General features: G+C 60.2%; 24 protein-coding genes. 14 read left to right on the top strand and 10 right to left on the bottom strand.

Features of this window, described 5'->3' with window-relative positions; genetic code table 11:
• Positions 1 to 8 precede the first annotated feature (8 nt).
• Together J3P76_RS02875 and J3P76_RS02870 are read left to right on the top strand one after the other, a co-directional pair.
• On the top strand, positions 9 to 950 hold the full coding sequence (locus J3P76_RS02875; RefSeq protein ID WP_434701467.1) for a LysR substrate-binding domain-containing protein: 942 nt from the start codon (positions 9 to 11) through the stop codon (positions 948 to 950).
• Positions 951 to 1006: 56 nt separating this feature from the next.
• Positions 1007 to 1537: a ferritin-like domain-containing protein gene (locus J3P76_RS02870; protein ID WP_420766229.1), complete on the top strand. Its 531-nt coding sequence runs from the start codon at positions 1007 to 1009 to the stop codon at positions 1535 to 1537.
• Between the two features lie 116 nt (positions 1538 to 1653).
• On the opposite strand, the gene J3P76_RS02865 is transcribed toward J3P76_RS02870, so the two are convergent.
• Entirely contained in the window at positions 1654 to 3729 is a 2076-nt protein-coding gene (locus J3P76_RS02865) for an AsmA family protein (protein ID WP_434608043.1), read from the bottom strand.
• Positions 3730 to 4119: 390 nt separating this feature from the next.
• Here J3P76_RS02865 and J3P76_RS02860 point away from each other — a divergent pair, with 390 nt between their 5' ends.
• From J3P76_RS02860 to J3P76_RS02820, 9 genes are all read left to right on the top strand, one after another.
• Positions 4120 to 4671: a hypothetical protein gene (locus J3P76_RS02860; protein WP_434608045.1), complete on the top strand. Its 552-nt coding sequence runs from the start codon at positions 4120 to 4122 to the stop codon at positions 4669 to 4671.
• Positions 4672 to 4823: 152 nt separating this feature from the next.
• On the top strand, positions 4824 to 5456 hold the full coding sequence (locus tag J3P76_RS02855; RefSeq protein WP_039592574.1) for a TetR family transcriptional regulator: 633 nt from the start codon (positions 4824 to 4826) through the stop codon (positions 5454 to 5456).
• A 357-nt stretch (positions 5457 to 5813) separates the two neighbouring features.
• Positions 5814 to 7226, top strand: a complete 1413-nt coding sequence (locus tag J3P76_RS02850; RefSeq protein ID WP_434608047.1) for a PAAR domain-containing protein — start codon at positions 5814 to 5816, stop codon at positions 7224 to 7226.
• Positions 7223 to 7609: a hypothetical protein gene (locus tag J3P76_RS02845; RefSeq protein WP_420766225.1), complete on the top strand. Its 387-nt coding sequence runs from the start codon at positions 7223 to 7225 to the stop codon at positions 7607 to 7609. The genes J3P76_RS02850 and J3P76_RS02845 overlap by 4 nt, the downstream gene beginning before the upstream one ends.
• Positions 7610 to 7977: 368 nt before the next feature.
• Positions 7978 to 8478: an urease accessory protein UreE gene (gene ureE, locus J3P76_RS02840; RefSeq protein WP_434649100.1), complete on the top strand. Its 501-nt coding sequence runs from the start codon at positions 7978 to 7980 to the stop codon at positions 8476 to 8478.
• On the top strand, positions 8475 to 9149 hold the full coding sequence (locus tag J3P76_RS02835) for an urease accessory protein UreF (protein WP_434560936.1): 675 nt from the start codon (positions 8475 to 8477) through the stop codon (positions 9147 to 9149). Before ureE ends, J3P76_RS02835 begins: the two co-directional genes overlap by 4 nt.
• Before the next feature lie 9 nt (positions 9150 to 9158).
• The gene (ureG, locus tag J3P76_RS02830; RefSeq protein ID WP_420766222.1) at positions 9159 to 9773 is read left to right on the top strand and encodes an urease accessory protein UreG; all 615 of its coding nucleotides are present in this window, start codon (positions 9159 to 9161) and stop codon (positions 9771 to 9773) included.
• A gap of 30 nt (positions 9774 to 9803) precedes the next feature.
• Positions 9804 to 10376 carry a HupE/UreJ family protein gene (locus tag J3P76_RS02825; protein ID WP_434560938.1) on the top strand — a complete coding sequence of 191 codons (573 nt, stop codon included), beginning with the start codon at positions 9804 to 9806 and terminating at the stop codon, positions 10374 to 10376.
• 181 nt (positions 10377 to 10557) lie between these two features.
• Entirely contained in the window at positions 10558 to 11691 is a 1134-nt protein-coding gene (locus J3P76_RS02820; RefSeq protein WP_434701466.1) for an AGE family epimerase/isomerase, read from the top strand.
• 72 nt (positions 11692 to 11763) lie between these two features.
• Here the strand turns inward: J3P76_RS02820 and J3P76_RS02815 are convergent, their stop codons facing one another.
• The 8 genes from J3P76_RS02815 to amaB form a co-directional block, all read right to left on the bottom strand.
• Positions 11764 to 12528, bottom strand: coding sequence for an SDR family oxidoreductase (locus J3P76_RS02815; RefSeq protein WP_434608057.1), 765 nt, complete (start codon positions 12526 to 12528; stop codon positions 11764 to 11766).
• 850 nt (positions 12529 to 13378) lie between these two features.
• On the bottom strand, positions 13379 to 14095 hold the full coding sequence (locus tag J3P76_RS02810; RefSeq protein ID WP_053117959.1) for an ABC transporter ATP-binding protein: 717 nt from the start codon (positions 14093 to 14095) through the stop codon (positions 13379 to 13381).
• The gene (locus tag J3P76_RS02805; RefSeq protein WP_420766217.1) at positions 14092 to 14964 is read right to left on the bottom strand and encodes an ABC transporter ATP-binding protein; all 873 of its coding nucleotides are present in this window, start codon (positions 14962 to 14964) and stop codon (positions 14092 to 14094) included. Before J3P76_RS02805 ends, J3P76_RS02810 begins: the two co-directional genes overlap by 4 nt.
• A complete protein-coding gene (livM, locus tag J3P76_RS02800; protein ID WP_420766216.1) occupies positions 14961 to 16241 on the bottom strand; it encodes a high-affinity branched-chain amino acid ABC transporter permease LivM in 1281 nt (426 codons plus the stop codon). Before livM ends, J3P76_RS02805 begins: the two co-directional genes overlap by 4 nt.
• Positions 16242 to 16243: 2 nt before the next feature.
• Entirely contained in the window at positions 16244 to 17158 is a 915-nt protein-coding gene (locus tag J3P76_RS02795) for an ABC transporter permease subunit (protein WP_420766215.1), read from the bottom strand.
• Positions 17159 to 17349: 191 nt separating this feature from the next.
• A complete protein-coding gene (locus tag J3P76_RS02790) occupies positions 17350 to 18486 on the bottom strand; it encodes an ABC transporter substrate-binding protein (protein WP_420766214.1) in 1137 nt (378 codons plus the stop codon).
• A gap of 370 nt (positions 18487 to 18856) precedes the next feature.
• The gene (gene amaA / locus J3P76_RS02785) at positions 18857 to 20140 is read right to left on the bottom strand and encodes an L-pipecolate oxidase (RefSeq protein ID WP_434701465.1); all 1284 of its coding nucleotides are present in this window, start codon (positions 20138 to 20140) and stop codon (positions 18857 to 18859) included.
• A gap of 147 nt (positions 20141 to 20287) precedes the next feature.
• Positions 20288 to 21778 (bottom strand): L-piperidine-6-carboxylate dehydrogenase, encoded by a 1491-nt coding sequence (amaB, locus tag J3P76_RS02780; RefSeq protein ID WP_420766212.1) that lies wholly within the window; start codon positions 21776 to 21778, stop codon positions 20288 to 20290.
• Between the two features lie 191 nt (positions 21779 to 21969).
• On the opposite strand from amaB, the gene J3P76_RS02775 reads away from it, so the two are divergent.
• The 3 genes from J3P76_RS02775 (at position 21970) to nadE (ending at position 25076) form a co-directional block, all read left to right on the top strand.
• Entirely contained in the window at positions 21970 to 22881 is a 912-nt protein-coding gene (locus J3P76_RS02775; protein WP_420766211.1) for a LysR family transcriptional regulator, read from the top strand.
• A 136-nt stretch (positions 22882 to 23017) separates the two neighbouring features.
• A complete protein-coding gene (gene pncB / locus J3P76_RS02770; protein ID WP_420766210.1) occupies positions 23018 to 24244 on the top strand; it encodes a nicotinate phosphoribosyltransferase in 1227 nt (408 codons plus the stop codon).
• Positions 24245 to 24248: 4 nt separating this feature from the next.
• Entirely contained in the window at positions 24249 to 25076 is an 828-nt protein-coding gene (gene nadE / locus J3P76_RS02765; protein WP_420766209.1) for an ammonia-dependent NAD(+) synthetase, read from the top strand.
• A gap of 111 nt (positions 25077 to 25187) precedes the next feature.
• Here the strand turns inward: nadE and azu are convergent, their stop codons facing one another.
• On the bottom strand, positions 25188 to 25634 hold the full coding sequence (gene azu, locus J3P76_RS02760; RefSeq protein ID WP_434560950.1) for an azurin: 447 nt from the start codon (positions 25632 to 25634) through the stop codon (positions 25188 to 25190).
• Positions 25635 to 25969: the final 335 nt, after the last annotated feature.

Raw genomic sequence — 25969 nt, 5'->3', positions numbered from 1 at the left:
GATTTCCAATGTTTGCCACCCTGCCCCTCAATGCCTTGCGAGCCTTCGAGGCGGCTGCACGCCTGCTCAGTTTCAAGGCGGCGGCCGAAGAGCTGGCGGTCACCCCGACAGCGATTTCCCACCAGATCCGCTCCCTGGAAACCTGGCTGGGGGCGCAGTTGTTCGAACGCTTGCCGCGCCGGGTACGCCTCACCGACGCGGGACAGCGGCTGTTTCACAGCTTGCACGGGGCATTGCTGGAAGTTGCACAAAGCGTCGACAGCCTGCGCCCGCAACGCAGCACCACGCACCTGACGATATCCACCACGGCGGCGTTTGCCGCCCTGTGGCTGGTGCCGCGCCTGGGGCGGTTTTACGCGCGCCATCCGAACATCAACGTACGCCTGGACACCCATTGCGAAGTCATCGACTTGCTTCAGGACGCCAGCGTCGATCTGGTGGTGCGCTACAGCCTGGACGGCTACTCGAACCTCTATGGCATGTGCCTGTTCGAAGAGAGCTTCGGCGTGTATGGCTCGCCGGAACAAGTCGCGCTGGCCACCCGGCAGCCGCCGACACTGATCAGCGTGCGCTGGCATAACGCCAAGCTGTACGCCCACGGTTGGGACGCCTGGTGCGCCCAGGCGGAGGAAAGCTGGATGACCCGGCAACCTTGCATACGTGAATACGATGAAGAGCACTACGCCCTGCAAGCGGCTATCGCCGGCCAGGGCCTGGTATTGGCGAGCAATATCCTCGCTTCGCAAAGCGTCGCCAGCGGGTTGCTGGTGGGTTATCGCCCCAAGGTCCAAGTCAGCGGTGCCGGCTACAGCGCGCTTTGCGTGCCGGGACGAGAGCGGCACCCGCCCGTGCGGGCTTTTTTCCAATGGGTGGAGGAGGAAGCACGCTTCTCCGGGCACGCCTTGAAAAATCCGGTAAAACTTTTCCAGGATCGCATCACTCAGAACTAGAGCGATCGCGCCAGCAGAGCGTGACGCCTAACCGGATCAGCCTCCAGGAGAACGAGATGAGCGACATGCACTTATCCGACGTCACGACCCTGCGCGAACGTGCGCGCCAGAACGTCCAGAACGGCGCGGTCACCGAAGGCTACAACGCCGATCGACAGGAAATCATCCGCCTGCTCAACGAAGCATTGGCCACCGAACTGGTCTGCACACTGCGCTACAAGCGTCACTATTTCATGGCCACCGGCCTGAAGGCCGGTGTCGCGGCGAGTGAGTTTCTCGAACACGCCAACCAGGAATCCGAGCACGCCGACAGGCTCGCCGAACGCATCGTGCAACTGGGTGGCGAACCGGAATTCAACCCCGACCTGTTGACTCGGCACTCCCACGCCCAGTACGTGGCAGGCAATACGCTCAAGGAAATGGTGTTCGAAGACTTGGTCGCCGAACGTATCGCCATCGACAGCTATCGGGAAATCGTCCAATACATCGGCGAAAAAGACCCAACCACTCGGCGCATCTTCGAAGACATCCTGGCCCAGGAAGAAGAGCACGCTGATGACATGGCCGATATCCTGGCCGATCTCTGATACGCCTTTCGCGAGCAGGCTCGCCCCCACAGGGGATCGCGTTCTTCTTTTGAAGAAACTCGATCGAAGGCGAGAGCGAGCCTGATCGCGGTGAGGCCGGTAGCATCACTACTCGGCTACCGGGTAGGCTTGACCGTGACCGGCGCCTTGCCCGCCTTCATCTGTTCAAGCAACGGCGCGCACTGGTTCGGCTCGCCACCGCTGGGCGCGACTAGGGCCAACAGCCCCGCCGCCGGTGCGGCGATGACACCCAGGGCAACCATCCCGGCACCGCGCAACATCAGTGGCACGGCCTTGACGCCGGCGGCAGGGTTGGCAAACGTGCCCCGCACGTACAGCGGCGAGCGTAGAGAAATCAACCGCCAGCCCTTGGACTCGGGCGTGACGGTCAGGTCCAGTTGTTCGGTGGCCATGTTCGCCGTACCGTCGATATAGATAATCGCGTTCTCGGTGTCGAACACGAACAGGCGCGTGGTCGCCAGGCCGGTCTTGATATCGAAATCAGCCGCTGCGCAGTTGATCTTCACTTCCTTGTCGCCAAAGATTTTTCCCACCACGTAATTGCCGACGTTGAGCCCCGCCAGTTCCATCAGCTCGCGGCTGATGGCGCCGTCGTTGATGAGCATCTTCAGGGTGCCATTGGAGGTGCCCAGCAACGCCGCCACCGAATTGCCGCGCCCGGAAATATCCGCGTCGCCATTGAGTTCACCAAAACTGGTCTTCATTGGCTCGAATCCCGGGAACAACTGCTTGAGCTTGAAGCCCCGCGCAGTCAATTTCGCCTGGCCTTCGAGGGGCTGGGTGTGGCCGTTGAGGCGGATCTGCGCATCGAGCCGGCCACCGGCGACGCCAAAGCGCAGGGGCTCCAGGCTCAGTTGGCCGTCGTTGAGCACCAGGTGCGTGTAGAGATCGGTGAACGGCAACTGCTCGCTGTGAACGATACGCTTGCCGGTGAACTCCACGTCGGCGTCCATCGCACTCCAGCGTTCGGTGCGGAACTCCTCCACCGGCAACACCTTGTCGGACGGTTGTTTGCTGGCGCCGCCACGGGCTTTTTGTTCGGCATTGGAGTCTGCGCCGATCAACGGCGCCAAATCACTGAACAACAACTGGTCGGACACCAGCGCACCGCTGAGTTTCGGCCGGGGCTGGCTGGCGACATAGGCCAGGTTACCGTGGATGTCACTGTCGCCAATCTTGCCGTTGAACGCCTCGTAGCGAAACTGTGCGCCGTCCGGCTCGTGGAGCTTGGCGATCAATCGGCCGTCCGTGGAATACGGTGGCGAATCCGGCAGGGTCACGCCCGTCAGCGGATAAAGATTGGCCAGGCTGTTGCCGGACAGTTTCAAACGCAGGTCAAGGGCGCCGAGGTTCTTTGGGTCGGTCAGGGTGCCGGCCAGTTCGACGCGGGTGTCGGCGATCTTCGCCTGGGCCTGCAATGGAAAAGGTTGTGCCGCATCCTGCAACGCCAGCAGGCCGCCGACCTTGCCGGATCCGCTGAGACCCCGCCCGTGATATTGCCCGTCGACCTTGAAGGCAAAGGCATAGTCTTGTGGTGACGAGCCCTGTTCCCGGGTTCTTTTCGCGGTTTTTTCCCCGACGATATCACTGAAGGGAATGGGCTTGCCCAACGGGTCGACCAGCACGTCGAGCCGGGTCTTGAGCGTCTGGTCGTCGAGCGTGACATGCCCCTTGTCAAAACCGATGGCGCCGATGTCCACCACCCAACTGGACGGTTCGGCGTCCGGGTCCTTTGGATCGAACTGGAAAGTCCAATTGGCCCGTCCATCGGCCAGGCGCTGCAGGCTGGCGTCGGGGCCTGTCAGGTCGATACGCGGGATGGCCACCCGCCGCGCCAGCAACGCCAGGGGCGAGATACGCAACTCGACGCGCTTGAGCGTGACCATCTGCGGGAGCTTCGACCAATCCGGGTTGCCCAGGGTCAGGTCTTCGGCGACCACATGCGGCCATGGCAGCCATGCCCGCCAGCCGCCCTCGCCGGGTTCGCGCCGCCAGATCACCGCCAGGTTGCCATTGATTGCGAATGGGCGATGCAGCTCTTCGGAAACCTTGGCATTGAGCGCAGGCTTGATGCGGTTCCAATCGAAGAACGCGATGAACAGCACCAGCACGGTCAGCAGGACAACGAGGCAGGCAAAGCCCCAGGCGAAGATTTTTGAGGTGCGCGTCATGCACAAGGCTCCTGAGGCAGATGGACGTCCGGACCGCGACGTCTGGGGCAGCACGAACCTGTAGCCGGCTCGTTGCGATGATCGTTGGACAGGCAAAACGGCCAACAGGTTTACCACCAAGGGTGACGAACGGCACTAAAAAAACACGCACGAACCTGACCGACTCGACAGCTACCTGTTACCGCCCCCGCACATCTGCGGGGCGCGAGTGAGTACAAACTACCCACTTCAGGGCAAAACTGCTGCCCTGAAACCCCCGTTCTAGAGCCTTTGCGCGGAACAATCAATTCTGTTGATTATTACCATTGTCTTTATGAACTTTTATATCGACTTATCGAGAGTAGCATTGCCCTCGTACCCACTTTTCAGCCCTCCCGAGGAGCAACGATCATGAAACGCCAAATACTGATGAGCCTTTCCCTTTCACTGCTGGCCTCTACCGCTTTCGCCCTGCCAGCTTCCGAACAAGCCACTCCACAGGTCAAGGACAGCCACTCTGTCTACAGCCAAACCGTCGCCGAAGGTGGCCGTGACCGCCTGGAAGAAAAAGGCCTGGTTGAAGGTGGCTCCGACCGTACTCCACAAGGCCAGACCTTGGCTGCCGATGGTTCCGACCGTACTCCACAAGGCCAGACCTTGGCTGCCGATGGTTCCGACCGTACTCCACAAGGCCAGACCTTGGCTGCCGATGGCTCCGACCGTACTCCACAAGGCCAGACCTTGGCTGCCGATGGTTCCGACCGTACTCCACTGGGCGAATCCCTGGCCGCTGACGGTTCCGACCGCACCCCACTGGGCGAATCCCTGGCCGCTGACGGTTCCGACCGCACCCCACAAGGCCAGACCCTGGCTGCCGATGGTTCCGGTCGCACTCCACAAGGCCAACTCCTTGCTGCGGACGGCGGCGATCGCGTCATCAAACGCCGCGGCGAAGTGAGCTGAGCCCATGGTGGTTATGAAAAAAGCCCGATTCCTTGAATCGGGCTTTTGATTTTCCAGCACCTCGTTTTCCCCGATTACCTCCTACCGTTCGACGACGGCAAAGCCGATTTGCTAGAGTGCGTCGCTCCCATGACTCGGAAGTCAGTCCTGCGATGCTGCCCCGCGCCGAACAGAAACAACAGACCCGAAACGCCCTGATGGACGCAGCCCGCCACTTGATGGAATGTGGCAGGGGGTTCGGCAGCCTGAGCCTGCGTGAAGTGGCCAAGACGGCAGGCATCGTACCGACCGGGTTCTACCGACACTTCCAGGACATGGACCAATTGGGCCTGGCGCTCGTCAGCGAAGTCGGCCAGACCTTTCGCGAAACCATACGACTGGTACGTCACAACGAGTTCGTCATGGGCGGCATCATCGACGCGTCAGTGCGGATTTTTCTCGACGTGGTTCATGCCAACCGATCCCAGTTTCTGTTCCTGGCTCGCGAGCAATACGGTGGATCGCAGCCGGTCCGACAAGCCATCGCGAGGCTGCGTGAAGACATCAGCTCGGACCTGGCCGCCGACCTGGCGCTGATGCCGAAACTCCAGCACCTGGACCTCGCCGGGCTCAACGTAATGGCCGATCTCATCGTCAAGAGTGTCTTCGCCACCTTGCCGGACATCATCGACCCGCCCGCCGAAGCCCTGCCCGAGCATCTCACGCCCCAGGCGAAGATTACCCAGCAACTGCGGTTCATCTTCATTGGCCTCAAGCATTGGCGTGGATTGGGCAGTACCGAATAGCGCCTGATGTTTCCTTAGTGGGAAGGCGCTTGCTCGCGATGGCGGAGTCTCGGTCCCCTGGTTGCTTACCTGACACACCGCCTCCCGAAAAACCACGGGACAGATGTTCCGCGATGTAGGAAAAGGCGCATCCGAGCCTGCGAACTTTCCTATTCGCTGCAAATGCCACCCGCGCCGGAATTGCGCTCAATCAGCGGCTCATCGTCTTATTCATCGCTTCCGAGAACTGTCAACGCGCCCTTGCGTAAGACGGACTGGTATAGGAGCCATGAAAATGAACGCAGAAGATTTTTTGCCCACGGTAGAGCCAGCCGTGGGCCGCCGTGCGCGCCGGAATGAAATGAAGGAGAACACGCAATGAACAGAGGCTATTTCATTGGCCGGGGCGACAAGACCACGTGTGGTGGTGAAGTGCTGGATGGCGATGGCAGGGTCAATATGTTCGGCCTGCTGCACGCCCGCGAAGGGGACCGGGTTTCGTGTGGAAAGGACGGAAAAATCTATCAGATCAGGGGCGGCATAGCGCACATGGTCAGCCATGGCAAGCGAATGGCCGGCACGTTGGATAGTCACAGTACCTGCCCCTGCAAAGCGCAACTGATCCCCTCGGTATCCTGGGCCACTTATGAAGGTGCGAATTCTGCACCGCAAGCCAACCGAGCCGCTCAGCCGGCTCCACAGCCCGCGACCGCGACCCACGCACCAAGTGCTTCACGCCAATCGTTTCTCGCCCCGTCAATCAGCCCGCCGCCCCGCACATCCACCCGCGTAGAACCCCTGGAACCGGGCTTCTACGTTGTGCCCAGAAGCGTGACCCGCGAAGCGCTGGAGGCGACGCTGTTCCAATCACCCGACCCGGCGGTGATGCGCAAATTCCGCGCGCTCAATCCTTATCGCGATGTGGTCAAGGCCGGTTCGATGATCGTGCTGAGCGATCCGAACAATCATCAATGCACCCGCGAAGAGGCGCTGTTGATGGAAACAGCAATATGGATCAACGATGCCCTTGAGCCGCTAAGCGCGGACGAGGCCGACTTCATGGCCCGGCATCGAGATGAAATCGAGACTTTCTTCGCCCAAGGCTCGACTGCCATCGGTGTTGGTGAAGCCATCTTCGCCAAAAATCTGGAGGACGTTAAAACTGTTCTGCGGGATATCGAGGCGTTGCATCAACGTACTTTCCGGCGCGATGGGCACTTACGGTCGTCGGATTTTTTTGCAGAGCGCAAACAACTGCTCTCTAGGCTCGACACTCATCTGACCACCCTGACGCGAAAGGGCACTGGGCTTCCAGATCATCCAAACTTGAAAAGCGCCTTGGGCATCTCCAGTCGCAGTTTGGTCCACCGTTGGACCAAGGCTGGTGGCGCAGGTCAGATTCCAGGTTATGCGACACATATTGAGGGTGTCTCCAAAGCGGCCAAAATCATCAAGTACGGGGGGTGGGTTGGCCCGATTATTGGTGGTGGAGCTTCGTATATGAAGGTCCAGGATGTTTGCACGGCAGATAGTGCGCAGGCTTGTAAGAAAGTTAAGTTCGCTGAGACTGGCAGCTTCGCGGGTGGCGTGGCAGGTGGTGTAGCAGCAGGCGCCGCCCTGACTGGGCCTGTGGTTGGAGCGATCTGTATCGGGTTAAGTGTGCCGACAGGAGGGTTGGCAATGGTGGGGTGCGGTCTTCTGGTGGTCGGAACGGGGTCGCTTGCGGGGGGTGTCCTTGGAGGAATACTGGGTGAAAAAACAGGCGAACTTATCTATGAGGCTGCCCAATGACTGTGAGCGTCTCTGAAAAATTATTTATGGTCGTTGGGATAATTGATTTGGGAGGAATTTTCATTTGGATTGGAATGTGTCTGTACTTGGCTTACAAAAAAATGGACCTAATATTGGATCACTTGAAAAATTGTTCAGCTGTCATGACGATCGCATCACTGCGCCATGGTGGTCCTTGGGGAAAATTGATGCTGGTAGGCGGTATTTCCGGACTCATCACCTTTCCCAATTTCTACCTCAAAAGAGGCGGACTTAATGTCGAAGACATAAATAGTTTTCCCGCGAGCCTTAAGCGCAAGCTAGTAGCACTGCAGTGGTGTGTTATCGCACTTCTATCGGTAATGATTGCTCTTGCCATGCTCGTTAAGTTTGGTCTCGCTTAGTCTTCCTGTCCCATAGCTCGACCTGTGTCTTGTGATTCAACTCTGATCGCGATGGTCAGCACATCATATGGCCAGAAAGGCACTGTCAGGCTTGAACTAGGCAGCGCTTTCGTGTGGGAGCGAGCTTGCTCGCGATGGGGGCAGGTCAGGCAACACAGATGTCGGCTGGTCTACCGCTATCGCGAGCAAGCTCGCTTCCACAGTGCGCCGTGCAAGCTACAAGATGGTGCGCAACACCACCAAGCGCACCATAACGGCACGCAATCCGCCCCATCCTGAAACGCCATCCCCAGGTATTTCCTACACCATCTTCGATTGGCAAGCCCCTTGCTCTAAACACAGCAATGTTCATTGCTGGAAGCACTCCGATGCTGGTGATTCACCGCAGAATCGACACACAACCAGGCTGGGACGCCGAGTTGCACCTGACCTTCGACGCACGCAGCAAAAGCCGCCTGCGCTGTTTCAGTGCCGAAGGCGAGGACGTGGGGCTGTTCCTCGAACGAGGCCAGCCACCGCTGTACGACGGCGAATGCCTGCAGGCCGAGGACGGGCGCATCGTGCGTGTCTGCGCGCGTCCCGAGCAGTTGCTGCATGTCACCTGCGCCAATGCGTTCGAGTTGACCCGCGCGGCCTACCACTTGGGTAATCGCCACGTGGCCCTGCAAGTAGGCGATGGCTGGCTGCGCTTGCTGGACGACTACGTGCTCAAGGCGATGCTCGAACAGTTGGGCGCCACCGCCGAATCCATCGAAGCCCCATTCCAGCCAGAACACGGCGCCTACGGCGGCGGCCACCATCATTCCCGGCACGGCGATGAAGATTTCAACTACGCGCCGCGCCTGCACCAGTTTGGTGTGCGCACATGAACCCGGCCTGGGCGCTGCTGCGCCTGGCCAGTCCACAACTGCCGATTGGCGGCTACAGCTATTCCCAGGGATTGGAAATGGCGGTGGATAACGGCCAGGTTCGGACGCCCGACGACGCACGCCAATGGCTCAGCGACCAAATGCTGCTGAACCTGGCGCGCTTCGAAGCGCCTCTACTGCTGGCCCATTGCACAGCCGCCGCGGCTGACGATTGGGACGGGCTGCGGCAACTTTGCGAGCAACACCGCGCCAGCCGGGAAACCCGCGAGCTGTTTCAGGAAAGCCGGCAGATGGGTTACTCGTTGCAGCAGCTGCTCGCCGGCCTGCCGGAACTCGACAGTGCGGCCCGGAACTTTCTGCAGCAGCGCGGCGAACCCCACCTGGCGCTGGGCTGGGCCTTGGCGGCGCGCGCCTGGAACATCGGCCCGCAGGACGCCCTCGCCGCGTGGTTGTGGAGCTGGCTGGAAAACCAATTGGCGGTGCTGATGAAAACCCTGCCCCTGGGTCAACAAGCCGCCCAGCGTCTGACGAGCGAGTTGCTGCCGGTGCTTCAACAAGCCCAGCACATCGCCTCGAACATCGATCCCGATCATTACGGCAGCGCCGCGTTTGGCCTGTCCCTGGCGTGCATGGCTCATGAGCGCCAGTACAGCCGCCTGTTTCGTTCCTAGGAGACACATATGAACACACAACCTCTGCGCGTGGGTATCGGCGGCCCGGTGGGCTCCGGCAAGACCGCGCTCACGCTTGCCCTGTGCCTGGCCCTGCGCGAGCGCTACAACCTCGCGGTGGTCACCAACGACATCTATACCCGCGAGGACGCCGACTTCCTGGTGCGCAACGAAGCCCTGGCGCCGGAACGGATCATTGGCGTCGAAACCGGCGGCTGCCCACACACGGCGATCCGTGAAGACGCGTCGATCAATCTGGAAGCAGTGGACCAGTTGAACCGGCGTTTCCCAGGCCTGGACCTGATCCTGGTGGAGTCCGGCGGTGACAACCTGTCGGCTACCTTCAGCCCCGAACTGTCGGACCTGACCATCTATGTCATCGACGTTTCGGCGGGCGACAAGCTGCCCCGCAAAGGCGGGCCGGGTATCTGCAAGTCCGATTTGCTGGTGATCAACAAAATCGACCTGGCGCCACTGGTCGGCGCGTCCCTGGAAATGATGAACAGCGATACCCAGCGGATGCGCAACGGCAAGCCGTTCGTCTTCAGCAACCAGAAGACCGGCCAGGGCCTGGACGACATCATCGCCTTCATCGAGCGCCAAGGCCTGTTGACGGCCGCGTGATCTTTCCCATTTCAACAAGGAAGCTTCTCCATGACATGCAAACGTATCTGCGGCGCCCTCGCCCTGCTATTGACCCCGGCGCTGGCCTTCGCCCACCCCGGCCACGGCGATAATGGCCTGATCGCCGGGCTGGGCCACCCGATCGGCGGGCTCGATCATTTGCTGGCGATGCTCGCGGTCGGTTTGTGGGCCGCCCAACAACAAGGCGCTGCGCGCTGGGCACTGCCGTGTACCTTCGTCGGCGCAATGCTGCTTGGCGGCGTGCTGGGTTTTGAAGGCCTGCACCTTCCGGCGTTGGAAAGCGGGATCGCCGCCTCGGTACTCGCCCTGGGCCTGGCGGTGGCACTGGCCGTGCGTCCACCGCTGGGCCTGGCTGTCGCTGCGACTGCGGTGTTTGCGCTGTTCCATGGCGTGGCGCATGGCTTGGAGCTGCCGGACATGTCCAGCCCCTGGGCTTACGCCGTAGGCTTTGTCGCAGCGACAGCGGCGTTGCACGGCGCAGGTTTTGCGCTGGTGCGGGTGTTGCCGCGAGCGGCGGCGCCATTGGTGCGGTTGGCTGGGGCGGCTTCGGCGGCGGCTGGGGTTTGGCTGTTGGCGGGTTGATTCTCTAGCGCCCAGCCGGCCCTCATCGCGAGCAAGCTCGCTCCCCCACTTTGATCGGTGTACGCCCCGCCCTGTGGGAGCGAGCTTGCTCGCGATGACGGACTTACAGGCGTCATCTCTCTGGAGTCGGTCACTCTGCTACCATGTCGCGCATTCGCCCCCGCCGTGACGACGTCCGCCAATGCCTGATGCTTCCCGCCCCGCTCCCCAGCCTGAATTGACCGCCCTGTTCGCCACGGTGCGCCAGCATTTTCACGACGTGATCGTGCCGATGTGGCAGGGCCCGGGCTGGAATGCCGAACTGGCGTTGCCCTATGAATCCCTCGACAGCCAGCACCAGCCGCTGCCGCCCCAGCGTTACCGGGCCATGGCCTGTGCGCGGCAGCTGTATGTGTTCGCCAGCCTGATCGGTGAGGTGCCGCAGGCCGAGGAGCGCGCCGCCGCATTGTTCCGCTCATTGCAGCGGCATTTCCACGACGCCGAACATGGCGGCTGGTTCTACAGCATCGACCCGCAGGGCGCGCCGCTGGACACGGGCAAAGACCTTTATACCCACGCGTTTATCCTGTTCGCCTGCGCCCATTACTGGGGCAAGGTTCGCGAGCCGTTGGTGGAATCGACGTTGAACGCCGCGCTGGAAGTGATCAGCCGGCGCTTCGCCACCGGGGACGGTCTCTACGAAGCCAGCCTGGGGCGTGACTGGTCGACCTGCCAATCCGGCCCGTTGCAGAATCCGCTGATGCACCTGGCCGAAGCGTTCCTGGCAACCCTCTCGGTTCGCGACGATGCCACCGTGCGCCAGGCGTTGCTGAGCCTTTGCGATGGGATGTACCGGCACTTCGTGGACCCGGAACAGAAGGCCATGATGGAGAAACCACTCAAGGCTGTGGATAACTGGTTCGAGCCAGGCCATCAATTCGAATGGTATTTCCTGCTGGCCTCATCGCCCTTGTTGCGTGGTGGCAAGCTGCACACGGCGCTAAAGCACAGCTTTGGTTTTACCGAGCGACAAGGTGTCGATCCGGACTCCAGCGCGGTACGCGCGATGCTGAGCCTGGCGCCGCAATCGACCCCACGCGACGCCACTCAACGCATCTGGGCCCAAGCGGAATACCTGCGGGCATTGACGTTGCGCCCGGGAAGCGACAATGCCTTGCTGCGTCAACTGCAAGCGTTGCAGCAGCATTTCCTGCATCCCCGGGGCTGGAATGAATGTCTTGACGCCGACGGCATCGTCAGCCGCCGGGACATGCCTTCGACCACCCCTTATCATCTTCTGACCTGCTACCGCGGTCTGGCCGACTACCTGGCGTAACACTTTTCGTGGCGAGGGAGCTTGCACCCTCGCCACAACAGCTCATCAATTCCAGCTCAATAAGGCCAGCGGTCAGGCCTTGTTGCGTTCGATGGCGAACCCGGCCCAGGTCTGGCTCACCGGCATCAGTTCGAGGCTGTTGATGTTGATGTGCGCCGGGGTGTTGAGCACCCAGAAAATGGTGTCGGCGATGTCCTGCGGCTGGATCGGCTCGGCGCCGGCGTAGGTCGCGTCGTAGCGCGCCTGGTCGCCACCAAAACGCACCAGCGAGAACTCGCTCTCGCACAGGCCCGGCTCGATGTTGCTCACCCGCACACCCGTGCCTTGCAAGTCGCAACGCAGGTTCAGGGAGAACTGTTTGACGAACGCCTTGCTCGCGCCATAAACATGGCTGCCTGGATACGGGTAATTACCGGCAATGGAACCCAGGTTGATGATGCCAGCGCCACGACCATGGGCGATCAGGCGCGGCAGCAGCAGGCGCGTGCTGTAGATCAGACCTTTCACATTGGTGTCGACCATGGTGTCCCAATCATCAAGGTCGCACTTGGGCGCCGGATCGACGCCCAAGGCCAGGCCGGCATTGTTGATCAGCCCGCGCAGCGTGGCAAAGGATGGCGGAAGGTTGCCGATGGCCTCTTCCATGGCCTTGCGATCACGCACATCCAGCACCAGGCCATGGACCTCGGTCTGCTTCGACAGCTCGGCACAAAGGGCATCGAGGCGTTCTTCACGACGGCCGGTCAGCACCAGCTTCCAACCGGCCTCGGCGAAACGACGGGCACAGGCTTCACCAAAACCGGACGTCGCGCCAGTGATAAACAGGGTGTCAGACATCGTGTTCTCCTTGCTTGGGCTTCAAACAGCCATTGAATGGAAATCGGCCCACAGCATGCCCGGGCTGGCCCGCCAGGGGCAAGGCTTGATCAACGCTTTAATCCTGCGATTGCTCAAAAAACAAACAATGACCGTCAGGCCTTGTCCAGCAAGGGCCGCAGCGGGTTGCCCGCACCTTATCCACAGGAAGGTCCACAATAAACGGGGGCAAGTGAAAAACCGGTAACCCTTTGTGCACAAGGCTTTGCACGGGTTTTGGAATATTTTTTCGCTTGACCTGGCAAGTCAGGTTGTGCAGATCAGGTTATCTGCTATAAGGCGGCGCTTGATGTCGCGATGGCTCCAAGCCAGCAATCACGCCGCTGAGCGCCGTCTTTCCAGAGTTTAGTCACAGACTTATCCACAGGCTTTCCCCCAGACTTTCGAGCCCATTTCCACCCCCATAAAACTGTTGACAACAGCCGCTCCCCTTTAACCAAAAATGCCTGATCAAAAAACGATCACAGGCCTGAAAGGCACGTATTCAAAGGCTTACAGCCAGCTACTCCCACGTTACCCACAGCCAGTTCCACAGCAAACGGGGACAAGTCAAAACCGTGACAAAACAACTGTTTGCGGCGACTTTATGTCGCGGTTTCACAGAGGGTCAGGATTGTTGTCCACAATTGCTGAAGCCCTACAAATTTCACTGTGGGAGCGAGCCTGCTCGCGAAGGCGGCGTATCAGATACATGAATGTCGCCTGATCCACTGCCTTCGCGAGCAGGCTCGCTCCCACAGGGGTTGGTGGCGTTTTGGGGAAATAAAAAAACCGGCGATCACTCGCCGGTTTTTTTGTTGCAGCCGCCGCCTCAATGGCCGCCAAGATACGCGTTACGCACCTCTTCGTTGGCGAGCAGTTCCTTGCCGGTACCGGTCAGGCGGATTTCGCCGTTGACCATGACATAGGCCCGGTCCGACAACTTGAGCGCGTGGTTGGCGTTCTGTTCCACCAGGAAAATAGTCATCCCGGTGGAAGCCAATTCACGCAGGGTGGCGAAGATCTGTTTCACCACGATCGGCGCCAGCCCCAGGCTCGGCTCATCGAGCAGCAACAACTTCGGCCGGCTCATCAGTGCCCGGGCAATGGCGAGCATTTGTTGCTCGCCGCCGGACATGGTCATGGCCCGCTGGTTGCGCCGCTCCTTGAGCCGGGGAAACAACTCGAACATGCGCTGCATGTCTTCGCTGGCATATTTGTCGCCAATGGGGATGGTGCCCATCAGCAGGTTTTCCTCGACGGTCATGTCCGGGAATACCCGCCGTCCTTCCGGCGATTGGGCGATACCGTTGGAGGCGATGTAGTGCGACGACTTGTGGGTGATGTCCACGCCTTGGTAGATGATCTGCCCGCCCGCAGCGCGGGGCTGGCCGAAGATCGACATCAGCAGCGTGGATTTGCCCGCGCCGTTGGAGCCGATCAAGCTCACCGTTTCGCCTTCACCAATGTGCATCGAGACTTTCTTCAGGGCCTGGATCGGCCCGTAAAATACGTCCAGTTCCTTGAGTTCGAGGATAGGTCCACTCATACCAGCTCCTCTTCGTCGGCGCCCAGGTAGGCCGCGATCACCTTCGGATCGTTGCGAATCGCCTCGGGACCACCCTCGGCGATCACGTTGCCGTGGTCCAGCACCACGATGTGGTCGGAAATACTCATCACCATGCCCATGTCGTGTTCGATCAGCACCACGGTCAAATCATGCTCGTCGCGCAGCAGCCGAATCATTGCGCTCAGCGCTTCGGTTTCCTGGGGGTTGAGGCCGGCGGCCGGTTCGTCGAGGCAGATGATCTGCGGACGCGTGCACATGGCCCGGGCGATTTCCAGGCGGCGCTGCTGGCCGTAGGAAAGCTCGCCGGCCAGGCGGTTGGCGCAATCCACCAAGTCCACCACTTCCAGCCAATAGAAGGCATGGTCCAGGGCGTCGCTTTCAGCTTTGCGATAGCCCTTGGTGTTGAGGATGCCCGCGATCAGGCTGCGGTTGACCCACATGTGCTGGGCCACCAGCAGATTTTCCAGTACCGACATTTCCTTGAACAGGCGAATGTTCTGGAAGGTGCGCGCCAGGCCGGCGCGGTTCACCAGGTGGGTGCCGCCGAACATCTTGTAGTACAGCCGGCTGGCGAAGGATTTCGGCGAGACAAAATCAGTAGGACGAAACGCTTCGCCCAACAGCTTGATCACGTTGGTCTGTTCGCCGCGTACGTTGAGTTCGATCTTGCCGCCCGAGGCCTTGTAGAAGCCGGTCAGGCAGTTGAACACGGTGGTCTTGCCCGCGCCGTTGGGGCCGATCAGGGCGAAGATCGAGTTGCGCTCGACCTGCAGGCTCACGTCGCTGAGGGCTTTGATGCCACCAAACTGCATCATCAGGTTTTCGACTTTGAGTACGACTTCGCTCATGGCGCTACCCCCTTGCGCGGCGTCACGCCGGTACGGCTGATACGAATCAGGCCGCGCGGGCGCCAGATCATCATCAACACCATCAACACGCCGAACAGCAGCACCCGGTATTCAGAGAAACTGCGCAGAAGCTCCGGTGCCACGGTGAGCACGAATGCCGCGATCACTACACCCACCGTCGACCCCATGCCGCCCAGCACGACGATGGCCAGAATCAGCGCCGACTCGAAGAAGGTGAACGAGGATGGGTTGACGAAGCCCTGATAGCTGGCGAAAAACACACCCGCCAGGCCCGCGGTGGAGGCACCGATGGTGAAGGCCGAGAGCTTGACCAGCACATGGTTCAGGCCCATGGAGCGGCAGGCAATTTCATCTTCGCGCAAGGCTTCCCAGGCGCGACCGACCGGCATGCGGGTCAGGCGATGCTTGATGTACAGCACCAACAGGACGGTGATGAACAGCACGATGTAAATGAACAGGAATTTGACGTTGGGGTTGTAGGCGATGCCGAAGAACTCATGGAACGGCACCCCACCGTCCTTCGCTCGCCTGCCAAATTCCAGGCCCATGAAGGTCGGGGAAGGCACCGGCATGCCATTCGGTCCGCCAGTGAACGACAGCCAGTTATTGAGCACCAACCGGATGATTTCGCCAAACCCCAGGGTCACGATGGCCAGGTAGTCGCCGTGCATTCGCAACACCGGGAAGCCCAATATGCACCCGGCCATCGCCGCAGCGATGGCGGCCAGCGGCAACACGGTCCAGAAACCCAGCCCCAGGTATTGGTAGCCCAGCGCCAGCCCATAGGCACCGATGGCGTAGAACGCCACATAACCCAGGTCGAGCAGCCCGGCCAGGCCGACCACGATGTTCAGGCCCAGGCCCAACAGCACGTAAATCAGCCCGAGGATGACCACCGTCAGCACGTACTTGTTGGCGAAGAATGGAAACACGATGGCGATCACGATCAGCGCCGGGATGATCCAGCGCAGGCGCGACTTGTAGTCCGGGGGCAGCACATGCACGCCGGAGCCGGTGCTCTCGAAACCCTGGAGAATCTTGAGTCCCTTGGGGGTTTGCAGGAACAGGCTCAGGGCAAAGCGCCCGACCATCACGATCGCCACCAGCCAGCCGACGCGGGCCGGCTGCAGGTTGAAACTGTAGCCATCGAGCACCACGCCGACGATCGGCCCGAACACAATCAGCGAGATCAGGCCGGCCAGGATCGCGTCGATGACGCTCTGTTTGATATCAAGCGGTTTATTGGCAGCAGACATACTTACACCTTCGCCACGAGTGGGCGACCCAACAGGCCTTGGGGACGGAAGATCAGAATCAGCACCAGCAGCGAGAAACTGAACACGTCTTTGTAGTCGGAGTTGATCAGACCGGAGAACAGCGACTCGGAAATCCCGAGGATGATCCCGCCGAGCATCGCCCCAGGCAGGGAGCCGATGCCGCCGAGTACCGCCGCGGTGAACGCCTTGATGCCGATGATGAAGCCGGCATAGAAGTCGAAGGTGCCGTAGTTCATGGTGATCAGCACACCGGCCAGGGCCGCCATGGCTGCACCTATGATGAACACGTAGGAAATCACCCGGTCGGTGTTGATCCCCAGGATCGAGGCCATCTTGCGGTCTTGCTGGGTGGCGCGGCACATGCGTCCGAGCTTGGTGTACTTGATGATGTAGGTCAGCAGCGCCATGCCGGCGAACGCGGCGATCAGAATGAAGATCTTGGTGTAGGTGAGCTGCACGAAACCGGTACCGATGTCGACGCGCATGGCGCCTTCAAGCAGTGTCGGAACACCCTGTTGGCGGGCGCCCTGGCTGATCTGTGCGTAGTTTTGCAGGATCAGCGAAATGCCGATGGCACTGATCAGCGGTGCCAGCCGGGTTGAGTTGCGCAGGGGTTTGTAGGCGACGCGTTCGATGACCCAGCCGTAGACCCCGGTGACCACGACCGTGAACACAAGGGTGCCAAGGATCATCAGCGGAAAGGATTCGATACCGAAGTAAGCCAGCAGAGCCAGACTGATTGCCGCGAGGTAAGCGGAAATCATGTAAACCTCGCCGTGGGCGAAGTTGATCATGCCGATGATGCCGTAGACCATTGTGTAGCCGATGGCGATCAGACCATAGACCGACCCGAGGGTCAGGCCATTGATCAGTTGCTGCAGGAAAATACCATCCATAACGCAATCTCACGCAGTGAGACAGCACATCCCGGGGACGCGACGACGGGTTCGAAGCCCAGCGCCCAAAAATGTGCGGCTCGTAGAAAAAAACAGACGGGCCGTTGGCTAATGCCAATCAGGACAGGGTGAGCACAGTCTCTGTGGCGAGGGAGCTTGCTCCCTCGCCACAGGCTAGTCATCCCTTCAAATTACTTCTGTTTTTCCAACTGGTGGTATTTGCCATCCTTGTCCCACTGGTAGACCACGTAGTCGGAGACTTTCAGGTCACCCTTGGAATCCCAGGTTTTTTCGCCCATGACGGTTTTCACCGGGTTGGCTTTCAGCCACTTGGCAGCGTCTTCGCCCTTGTTGGACTTGGCGCCGTTGAAGCCGGCGGCCAAGGCCTGGACCGACGCATAGGCGTACAACGTGTAGCCTTCAGGCTCGACGCCCTGGGCACGGAAAGCGTCCACTACGGCCTTGCTGTCGGGCAGCAGGCGTGGGTCGGCGCCAAAGGTCATGTACACGCCATCGACGTATTGCGCGCCGCCAGCGGTGGTGACCAGTTCGTCAGTGACGATGCCGTCATCGGACATGAATTTCACGTCCTTGAGGCCTTGTTCGCGCAGCTGGCGAACCAACGGGCCGGCTTCCGGATGCAGGCCGCCGAAGTAGACCACATCGGCACCGGCCGAACGGATCTTGGTGACCACGGCGCTGAAGTCTTTTTCACCACGGGTCAGGCCTTCGTACAACACCGGGGTCACACCACGCTTGGCCAGTTGTGCCTTGGTGGCATCCGCCAGGCCTTGGCCGTAGGTGTCCTTGTCGTGCAGCACGACGACTTTCTTGCCCTTGAGGACATCGACGATGTAGTCGCCGGCCACGATGCCTTGCTGGTCGTCACGACCGCACATACGGAACATCGCGCTCAGGCCACGCTCGGTCACGGCCGGGTTGGTCGAACCGGGGGTCATGGCGATGACGCCGGCTTCGTCATAGACCTCGGAAGCCGGGATGGTGTTGGACGAGCAGAAGTGCCCGACCACACCGATGACCTTGTCCTGGTCAACCAGACGGTTGGCCACGGCCACGGCTTGCTTGGGTTCGCAGGCGTCGTCGCCGGCTACCAGTACGATTTTTTCGCCGTTGACGCCACCCGCTTTGTTGATGACATCGGCCGCTGCCTGCGCACCTTTCATGTATTGCTCGCCAAACGCAGCGTTGGCACCGGTCATCGGCCCCGCCACACCGAATTTCACATCAGCTTGAGCAAACGCAGAAACACCCAGCGCAGTTGCCACTGCGAGGGCCAGAAAGCCTTTCTTGTAAAACGTCTGGGACATGAGGTGGTGCTCCAAGGTTTTTTTTAGTTGGCACTGCGACTTCACTTCACTGAAAAGCTCAGAGCAAGGGCCGTGCCATCGGTTTTTTATTCTTAAAAAAGTCGCTGCTTTATTGTTATTTCGACTGTTTCGGGCCCTTTTTCACAGGGCGTGCAACCGTCTAAACCGCACGAGGTGCAACCTGATTTAAAAGTAGGTAAAACCCTCCATGAGCCATCATTGCAACCGCCGCATGAAACGGCGTGCAACCACTGTGTAACAACCTACGTCACCGAACTGCACACTGTCGGTGCGCGGCTGCTACAACCCGCACCATAACAGGCTAGACGTTGAACTAAAAAACGCCGCCATCCGAAACACTTTTCAACAATCAGATGACGATGCGCAAGCACTGGCCCGCGTGGTACAGCGAAAAGCCCGCTTCATACAAGCAGCTGCGCAGGCCGACACCCGCCAAAGGCTGCATCGGCGCGAAGGGGATCGGCAGCGCCTTGGCATCGCCGTGGCACAGGTAATCGGCAAATGCCTTGCCCACGACAGTGCCGGTGGTCACGCCCCGCCCGTTGTAACCGGTCACTGCCACTAGGCCGGGTGCCGGTTCGAACAGACGCATCAAATGATCAGGCGTGAAAGCGATGCAACCGGTCCAGGTGCATTCCCATTCCACCGGCTTCAGGTAAGGGAAATAGTGCTGCTGCACCCGGTCAGCCCAGGCCTTGAGGAACCAGGCTGGCTTGCGGTTACCGTTGCCCAGGCTGCCCAGCAGCAGGCGACCGTCCTTGTCCCGGCGAATGCTGCTCAACACCTGGCGGGTATCCCAAGAGCCCTGCCCGCCCGGCAGGACGCGTCGGGCCGCCTCGTCGTCCAGCGGGACCGAGGCCACCTGGTAGTAATAACCGGGGAAAAAATTGCGCCGCAATTCGGTCCAGTCGCCCTCGGTATAGGCGTTGGAGGCGATCACGACTTGCTCGGCCAGCACCGAGCCCTGGGCGGTCTGAACCGACCAACGCTGGCCTTGGCGCTCCAACCGCGTCACCGGCGAATGGTCGAACATCTGGGCGCCAAGATCCTTGGCGGCTTTGGCCAGTCCACTGGCAAAGGCCATCGGATTGAGCGTGCCGGCCCGGCGATCGAGCAACGCCGCGGCGATCTTGTCGGTGCCGGTGGCATCGACACAGGCTTGGCCGGTGAGCAGCTCAACCGGCGCGCCACGGCGCTTCCATTGTTCTTCGCGGCTGCGCAGGTCCGCCTCGCCCCGGGCGTTATGGGCCATGTGCAAGGTGCCTTCGCGGCGCAGCTGGCAATCGATGGCGTACTTGTCGACAAGGCTGAACACCAACGCCGGCGCGGCGCCCAGCATACGGTTGAGCTGGCTGCCCACTGCCGCGCCAAACCCAGCCTCGATCTCGTCCGGTGGAATCCACAGGCCGGCATTCACCAGCCCAACGTTACGCCCCGATCCGCCATGCCCGGCCCGATGAGCTTCAAGCACCGCGACACGCTTGCCTTGCTCCAGCAAATGCACCGCCGCCGACAGGCCGGTAAAACCTGCGCCGATGACGCAGACGTCCACCTTGATCTCGCCAGTGAGCGCAGTGTTTTCAGGCCTTTGCGGCGTCAGTTTTTCCCACAGACATTCTTCGCGTAACGGCATTGCCAGACTCCAACAGAAACCCAACAAACACACAATTCAATGTGGGAGCGAGCCTGCTCGCGATGGCGGCGAATCAGTCACATCAGAAGTGATTGGCACACCGCTATCGCGAGCAGACTCGCTCCCACAGGGACACTTGACCGGTTCTCAGTCGAACGTAATCCCCTGCGCCAACGGCAACTCCAACGAGTAATTCACGGTGTTTGTCTGACGGCGCATGTAGGCGCGCCATGCATCGGAGCCGGATTCGCGACCGCCGCCGGTTTCCTTTTCGCCACCGAAGGCGCCGCCGATTTCCGCGCCGCTCGGGCCGATGTTGACGTTGGCGATGCCGCAGTCGCTGCCCACCGCCGACATGAATTGCTCGGCTTCACGCACGTCGGTGGTGAAAATGCAGGAGGACAGGCCCTGGGGCACGGAGTTGTTCAAGTCCAGCGCTTCAGCGAAATCCTTGTAGCCGACCACATAAAGGATCGGTGCGAACGTTTCATGGCGCACCACGTCGCTTTGCTCCGGCATCTCGACGATGGCGGGCGAAACGTAATACGCATTCGGGAACTGGTCTTCGAGCTGGCGTTTGCCGCCAAACACCCGCCCGCCTTCGCTCAGGGCCTGCTCCAGTGCGTCCTGCATGTTCTCGAAGCTTTGCTTGTCGATCAGCGGGCCCACCAGATTGCCTTCCAACGGATGACCGATGCGCACTTTCGAGTAAGCAGCCTTGAGCCGGGTGACGATTTCTTCCTTCACCGACTCATGGGCGATCAGCCGGCGCAAGGTGGTGCAGCGCTGGCCAGCGGTGCCGACGGCGCTGAACAGGATCGCGCGCACCGCCATGTCCAGGTCGGCGCTCGGGGCCAGAATCATGGCGTTGTTACCGCCCAATTCGAGAATGCTGCGGGCGAAGCGCGCCGCGACTTTCGGCGCCACTTCACGCCCCATGCGGGTGCTGCCGGTGGCGCTGATCAACGCCACGCGCGGGTCGTCCACCAAGGCTTCGCCGGCATCGCGACCGCCGATGATCACCTGGCTCAGGTACGGTGGCGCGTCGCTGAAGTTCTTCAGTACGCGCTCGAACAAGGCCTGGCACGCCAGGGCGGTCAGCGGAGTCTTTTCCGAAGGCTTCCAGATCACCGGGTTGCCGCAGACCAGGGCCAACGTGGTGTTCCAGGCCCAGACTGCAACAGGGAAGTTGAAGGCGCTGATTACGCCGACCACGCCCAGCGGGTGCCAGGTTTCACGCATGTGATGGCCGGGGCGCTCCGACGCGATGGTCAGGCCGTAAAGCTGGCGGGACAGGCCGACGGCGAAATCGCAGATGTCGATCATCTCTTGCACTTCGCCCAGGCCTTCCTGGGTGATTTTGCCGGCTTCCCAGGACACCAGTTCACCGAGGTCGGCCTTGTATTCACGCAACAGATCGCCGAACTGGCGCACCAGCTCGCCACGACGGGGGGCCGGCACCTTGCGCCACAGGTCAAAGGCATGCTCGGCCCGGCTGACCTGCTGCTCGACCTCGGCGGCGCCTTCCCAGTTCACCGCGCCGATGCGACTGCCATCGATGGGCGAATGCACTGGCTGTGTGCCGTTCTGGTACAGGGCCGGGTCAACACCCAGACGATCAAGCAATGCAGCAACCATGGGTAAATTCCTCAAGCGAAAGACAATGGGTTGGCAGCCGGACGAACACGGCTGATCAGACCTGTAGTTGTAGCTGGCCCGAGACTTGCCAACAAACGACCTTTAAGCGAGATATCATTCCGTTTATTCATGCTGCCCCTGAAGCAGACTCTTCAGCACAAAAGCAGAGCGACAAAAAATAAGGCTCCATCATGCTCAATAAACGCTATTTGCCGTCGATCACCGCGCTGCAGTGCTTCGAAGCGGTGACCCGTCACCTGAGCTTCACCCGCGCCGCCGAAGAATTGAACCTGACCCAGAGCGCCGTCAGCAAACAGGTCGCGCAGTTGGAAGAGTTGCTCCAGCATTTGCTGTTCCGTCGCGTGCGTCGACGCCTGCAATTGACTCCCGCAGGGGATTTGTACCTGGGGGAAGTACGAAAAATCCTCACCCAAGTTGAGATGTCCACTCATTACCTGCGTTCCTACGGTGGTGACACCGAAGTCCTGCGCGTGTCTACGCCACCAACGTTCGGTGCGCGCTGGCTGGTCCCACGGCTCAAGGGCTGGCGCCTGCGCCATCCCAGCATTCATCTGGACCTGTGCAGCGAGCAAGAGGCCGATGACTTACAGCAAGGTCGCAGTGACCTGGCGTTCTATTTTGGCCAAGCCTCACGACCCGGAACTGAATCCTTGAAACTGTTCGGCGAAGAACTGGTGCCAGTCTGCGCTCCGGGCAGCCTGCCGGACCAGCCTTTCACCGACCCGACGCAACTGACCGATCTGGTCCTGCTGCAAAACGCCTCGCGCCCACAGGCTTGGCACGACTGGTTCGAAGACCTGGGTTATCACACCGAACACAGCTACCACGGGCCGCGCTTCGAAACCTTCTATATGTGCATCCGCGCAGCCCAGGTCGGCTGCGGCGTGGCCCTGCTGCCCAGGTTCCTGGTGGAAGAAGAACTGGCCGACGGCAAGCTGGTCATTCCCTGGCAGCATGCGATGCCCAGCACCAATGCCTATTATCTGGCTTATCCGGAACATTCGGCGGAAGTGCCCAAGGTGCGGATGTTCGTGGAGTGGATGTTGGAGCAGATCGACGGTGCTGATATTGCGCAACAATAAGAGGGCTCCTCGCCACGAAGGCGTGTGAGGCAAAAAACACTGGCAAAACCCACCACGGTTATGCGCCACTAGCCCTTTCACTACGAACTGCCGTACGCCGCTGCCCGCCGCAGCCACCTGTCTGGAGATTCACGTTATGAGCGAGAGTGTATTTGCCGATCGCATCGTGCAGAACCTGCTCGACACCGACTTCTACAAGCTGACGATGATGCAGGCGGTGCTGCATAACTACCCCAACGTCGAAGTGGAGTGGGAGTTCCGCTGCCGAAACAGCGAAGACCTGCGGCCCTACCTTGCGGAGATCCGCTTCCAGATCGAACGCTTGGCCGAGCTGAGCCTGAGCGCCGACCAGTTGGGTTTTCTCGAACGCATCTGCTTCTTGAAACCGGATTTCCTGCGCTTTCTGGGCCTGTTCCGTTTCAACCTGCGCTATGTGCACACGGGCATCGAAAACGGCGAGCTGTTTATCCGCCTGCGCGGGCCATGGCTGCACGTCATCCTGTTCGAAGTGCCTTTGCTGGCCATTGTCAGCGAAGTGCGCAACCGCTATCGCTACCGTGAAATCGTTCTGGAACAGGCGCGGGAACAGCTTTATCGCAAGTTCGACTGGCTGAACGCCAATGCCAGTGCCGAGGAATTGTCCGAACTGCAAGTGGCCGATTTCGGCACCCGCCGTCGGTTCTCCTACCGAACCCAGGAAGAAGTGGTCAACGTGCTCAAGCACGACTTTCCGGGACGCTTCGTCGGCACCAGCAACGTGCATCTGTCCCGTGAACTGGACATGAAACCCTTGGGCACCATGGCCCATGAGTGGATCATGGCTCACCAGCAACTGGGCCCAAGGCTGATCGACAGTCAGATCGCCGCGCTCGACTGCTGGGTGCGCGAATACCGAGGGCTGCTGGGCATCGCGCTGACCGATTGCATCACCATGGACGCCTTCCTCAAGGATTTCGATCTGTTCTTCGCCAAGCTGTTTGACGGCTTGCGCCATGATTCGGGTGACCCGGTCATCTGGGCCGAGAAAGCCATTGCCCACTATCACAAGCTGGGTATCGACCCGATGAGCAAGACCCTGGTGTTCTCCGACAGCCTGACATTGCCAAAATGCCTGGAGATTTTCCGCGCCTTGCGTGGTCGCATTAATGTGAGCTTTGGTATCGGGACCAACCTGACCTGTGACATTCCAGGCGTGGAGCCCATGAGCATCGTGCTTAAAATGATCAGTTGTGACGGGCAACCCGTGGCCAAGATTTCAGACGAGCCCGGTAAGACCCACTGCAAGGACCCGAATTTCGTCGCCTATATGCGACATGTTTTCCAAGTACCTGCCGCCCTTTCTGGCACATCAAGCAAGGAGTGAATTCATGCAAGCCGTACAGCGTGAGATTGCTGAACAGCTCAAGGTCCAACCGCCATTTGCCGATGACGCCGCCCTCAAGGCCGAAATCGCTCGTCGGGTGAGCTTCATCCAGGACTGCCTCGTCAACTCCGGGCTCAAGAGCCTGGTACTGGGCATCAGCGGCGGGGTCGACTCGTTGACCGCCGGCCTGTTGGCCCAGCGTGCCGTGCGCGAGTTGCGGGAAAAAACCGGCAATGCGGCGTACAAGTTCGTTGCCGTGCGCTTACCGTACGAGACCCAGTTCGACGAACACGAAGCCCAGGCCTGTGTCGATTTCATCGAGCCAGACGAGCGCCATACCGTCAATATCGGCCCGGCGGTCAAGGCATTGGCCAAGGAAGTCCTCGCGTTTGAGGGCAAGGCGCCGGGCTCGCGGGATTTCGTGTTGGGCAATACCAAGGCGCGGATGCGCATGGTGGCGCAATACACCATCGCCGGCGCCGAACAGGGCATGGTGATCGGCACCGATCATGCCGCCGAAGCGGTGATGGGGTTCTTCACCAAGTTCGGTGACGGTGCCTGCGACCTGGCGCCGCTGAGCGGGCTGGTGAAAAACCAGGTCCGGGCCATCGCCCGCGACTTTGGCGCGCCGGAATCGCTGGTGGAAAAAGTCCCCACCGCCGACCTGGAAGACCTGTCGCCTGGCAAGCCGGACGAAGCGGCCCACGGCGTGACCTATGCCGAGATCGACGCGTTCCTGCATGGCCAACCGATTCGCGAAGAAGCGGCGAAGATTATCTGCGACACCTACCGCAAGACCGAGCACAAGCGAGTGATGCCGTACGCTCCTTGACCACCATTTGGTGGACAGGCCCATGTAGGAGCAAGCTTGCTCCCACAAAGGTTATTGCCTGGTATAAAAAAAGCGCCCTGCACGGGGGCGCTTTTTTCTGCCTGAAATTTGTTACTTCAGGGTAACCGTGCCTTTCATCATCGAGATGTGGCCCGGGAACGAGCAGAAGAAACCGTACTTCTCGGCAGCGTCCAGCTTAGAGACATCGAAAGTCACCGAGTCGGTTTCCTTGGCGCCGATAACCTTGGTGTGTGCGATAACGCGGGCGTCACCCTCCTTGAGATAGTTCTTGTCGATACCGGCGCCCAGGCCATCGGTGGCGATCGGCTGCATGTCGGCCTCTTTGCTCAGCACCCAGTTATGACCCATCACGTTTTTCGGCAGGTTACCCGAGTGAGTCAGCTCAACGGTGAACGTCTTGCAGCTCTTATCGATTTCGATGGCCTTGGTGCTGAAGGTCATCTGGTCGGTGGAATCGATGGTGGTCTTGCACTCCGCTGCCATCAGTTGGCTGCTGGCCAGCGTCAACAGGGATACTGCTACAAGTTTGGCGAACATCATGAATCTCCAAAGCATGGTTAACGAAATCCGTCAGAGGGGAAGACTGCCTGATTTTCTGGCAAGTTCCTATGACCTGAGTCAAAGATTGTATACAACTTAAGACTATCAGCCTGATGGACAGAATCAACCGGCCAGAAGTATGACGCACCTCTAAGATCTGTCCCATCAACCCTGGAGTGCTGGTCATGAACCTCAACAGCCTGTTATGCAGCTTGCTCGCCGCCTACGCCTGCGGTGCCAGTGGCACCTATGAAAAACCTCGCCGCGAGGTTTAATTCTTTGCGCAACAAAGGGCAGGCTTTACTCTGGTCCGGTCATCGAATCGCGGAGTG

Origin of the sequence: Pseudomonas sp. D1-36, from assembly GCF_051132205.1 — a bacterium.
GTDB lineage: Bacteria > Pseudomonadota > Gammaproteobacteria > Pseudomonadales > Pseudomonadaceae > Aquipseudomonas.
Note: the sequence above shows the minus strand (reverse complement) of the source record. Positions and strands in the feature narration are given on the sequence as shown.